Source organism: Pseudoalteromonas sp. T1lg10 (assembly GCF_002964545.1).
Classification (GTDB): domain Bacteria; phylum Pseudomonadota; class Gammaproteobacteria; order Enterobacterales; family Alteromonadaceae; genus Pseudoalteromonas.
This window is the reverse complement of sequence record NZ_PQBV01000038.1, coordinates 1-3,611: the sequence shown is the minus strand read 5'-3', so window position 1 is coordinate 3,611 and position 3,611 is coordinate 1. Positions and strand designations below refer to the sequence as shown.

At 55.0% G+C, this 3,611-nt stretch carries 1 protein-coding gene; it reads left to right on the top strand.

Annotated features, from left to right (window positions below):
* Nucleotides 1-3,611: beta strand repeat-containing protein (locus C2M17_RS11265; protein ID WP_199776016.1), on the top strand; the 3,611-nt coding region annotated here is incomplete at both ends.

Below are 3,611 nucleotides of genomic sequence, written 5' to 3'. Positions count from 1 at the left end.
CCACCGTCGACAGCATCACCATCAGTGATGGTGTGACGACGATCACGGTACCGAGCTCGGCGATCAGCACAGATAGCAACGGCAACCTGACAGTCACTGGGCAAGACCTTTCAGGTCTCGCCGACGGTGAACTGACCGTCACCATGACAGTGACAGACGCTGCCGGGAATACAGGTACGGTCACCGATACCACCACCCTAGATACGGGCGCACCTTCGGTGACCATCAACGACAACACCACCAATGACAGCACCCCAGCCTTGACCGGCACCATAGATGATCCAGAGGCGAGCATAGTGGTAACCGTTGAGGGTGTGGATTATGTTGCCACCAACAATGGCGACGGCACCTGGACCTTGGTGGACGACACCTTACCAGCGCTTATGGACGGTAGCTACCAGGTCACCGTGACCGCCACCGACGCAGCGGGTAACAGCAGCATGGCCACGGGCAACTTAGTCATTGACACCAGCGCGCCAACCACGGGCGATGGTGCGAACAGCATCATGTTCAACGACGGCGGCGATGAGCAGTTAAGCGCGAGCGAAGCCACGAACGTCAGCTTCACCGGCAGCGTTGAAGCCGGTGCCACAGTGAACAGCATCACCATCAGTGATGGCGTGACCACGATCACGGTACCGAGCTCGGCGATCAGCACGGATAGCAACGGCAACCTGACAGTCACCGGGCAAGACCTTTCAGGTCTCGCCGACGGTGAATTGACCGTCACCATGACAGTGACCGACGTCGCAGGGAATACAGGTACTGTCACCGATACCACCACCCTAGATACGGGCGCACCTTCGGTGACCATCAACGACAACACCACCAATGACAGCACCCCAGCCTTGACCGGCACCATAGATGATCCAGAGGCGAGCATAGTAGTAACCGTTGAGGGTGTGGATTATGTTGCCACCAACAATGGCGACGGCACCTGGACCTTGGTGGACGACACCTTGCCTGCGCTTATGGACGGTAGCTACCAGGTCACAGTGACCGCCACCGACGCGGCGGGTAACAGCAGCATGGCCACGGGCAACTTAGTCATTGATACCAGCGCGCCAACCACGGGCGATGGTGCGAACAGCATCATGTTCAACGACGGCGGCGATGAGCAGTTAAGCGCGAGCGAAGCCACGAACGTCAGTTTCACCGGCAGCGTTGAAGCCGGTGCCACCGTCGACAGCATCACCATCAGTGATGGCGTGACTACCATCACGGTACCGAGCTCGGCGATCAGCACGGATAGCAACGGCAACCTGACAGTCACTGGGCAAGATCTGTCAAGCCTCGCCGACGGCGAATTGACCGTGACCATGACGGTGACAGACGCCGCAGGGAACACAGGTACGGTAACAGATACCACCACCCTGGATACGGCCACACCTTCGGTGACCATCAACGATGACGTTACCAATGACAGCACCCCGGCCTTGACCGGCACCATAGATGATCCAGAGGCGAGCATAGTAGTGACTGTCGAGGGTGTGGATTACACCGCCACCAACAATGGCGACGGCACCTGGACCTTGGTGGATAACACCTTGCCAGCGCTTATGGACGGAAGCTACCAGGTCACCGTGACCGCCACCGACGCGGCGGGTAACAGCGGCACGGCCACGGGCAACTTAGTCATTGATACCAGCGCGCCAACCACGGGCGATGGTGCGAACAGCATCGCGTTCAATGACGGTGGCGATGAGTTGGTAAACGCGAGCGAAGCGACCAACGTGACCCTTTCTGGCGTTGTCGAAGCCGATGCCACCGTCGACAGCATCACCATCAGCGATGGCGTGACCACGATCACGGTACCGAGCTCGGCGATCACTTTGGATAGCAACGGCAACCTGTCAATCACTGGGCAAGATCTGTCAAGCCTCGCCGACGGTGAATTGACCGTAACCATGACGGTGACCGATGCTGCGGGCAATACCGGTACGGTAACCGATACCACTACGCTTGATACCGCTGTAGATGGCAATGGCAATGGTCAAACCGTCACCTTTGACAGTATTTCCAATGATTCTGGTACTGACGGAGACTTCATCACGAGCGATACCTCGTTGATCTTCAACGGCACCATAGATCTTGACGATGCCACTACCTTGACTGTGTCTGTTGGTGGCACCGAGTACACCTTTGGAACTGCACCAGAGCTCACCATTGATAGCAATGGCAACTGGAGCCTCGACTTATCGGGGACCCCATTAGCTGCTGGCACCTACCCAGTCATTGCAACGGTTACCGATGCAGCTGGTAATTCACTTAGCACCGCCAGCCAAGATGTTGTCATTCAAGCGCTTGACGCCGTAAATGATGTGAGTGCTATCGACCTTGAGCCCGTTGTTACCGTTAACCCGCCACAAACAACTGACGATGTAGAAGTGCTTGGTTTGGCGGACGCAACTGGCGGCGCTAATGCCAGCGCGACCTTCACTGTTGCACCAGACAATATCGGTGACGTGGAAATTGAAGTTAGCCAAACCTCACTTGCAGCGGTTGCTGATGCCTTTATGGTTGAGGTGTACGATGAAAATGGTGTGCTGGTCTATCAAGGGGTCAGTGCAAACTCACAACTTGCCAATGTTGGTGGTTTGGATATTTTCAACATCACCGGGGATGAGACTATCTCTATCTCGATTCCAGACTTAGCAGCGGGTAACTACAGTGTGGTTGTGCGCAACGATGCAAGTCTGCTGGAGAATCAGGTAGGCAGTGTGCTGGACGCTGACGGTGATGGAGAGGTCAGCCTTAGCGAACTCGGCTTCGCAGGCGTGGAGCTTGGTCCAGATAACCGAGACTATGTGCTGCAGTACGTCGAAGATACGATAAATGCCATGCAGAATGGCGGCTCATTGCTGACCGGTGACGGGACTTTGATTCGCGAAACTCTGGAAGAGATGCTTGCTATCACTCCAATCATAGGTGCTGGTGAAATAGAAGACCGACTGACTGATGCGCTCGACGCCAAAGGCGTCAACCGAGACCTCAAAAAGTTCTATCAAGTTATCGCCGATGCTCTGTTTAATGACACCGTAACCCTTTTGGAAAGTACGGACATTACCACCACAGTAACTGAGTACAGCTACTTCGGTGAGGCGCAAGGTAACCTGATTGAGGGAGATACAGGTGATGCTGGTGCAGATACCATTATCGATGGCGCACAAGTCACTATGGTCACCAACAGTGCCGGTGAAAGCGTCGTTGTGCCAGATACAGGCACGGTAACGATTCAAGGTGCATATGGTGTCTTGGAACTTGCAGCTGACGGCACTTATACCTATACCGCAAATGGTGATCGCAGTTCGTTCGGTCAAGACGAAGTGTTCAACTACACCCTGTCAGACGGTGAAACTTCTGACTCGGCATCACTGACCATCAGCATTTCGGGTAGTGACTCCCCGGCTGGGCAAGCACAAACCGACATAGCTACAGACGAAGGTGCACCAGTAACCGAGTTAAGCGCTGACCTGCTGTTCAGTATGGTCGATGACGGTGAACTGATGATGCAATATGACGTTCTTGCCTCGAGTGAACCAAGGTTCAACGACAAGAGTGAAGAGTTGATGCGTCAAGCTGTGCTTGAACACACAGTCGAAGAAGACATC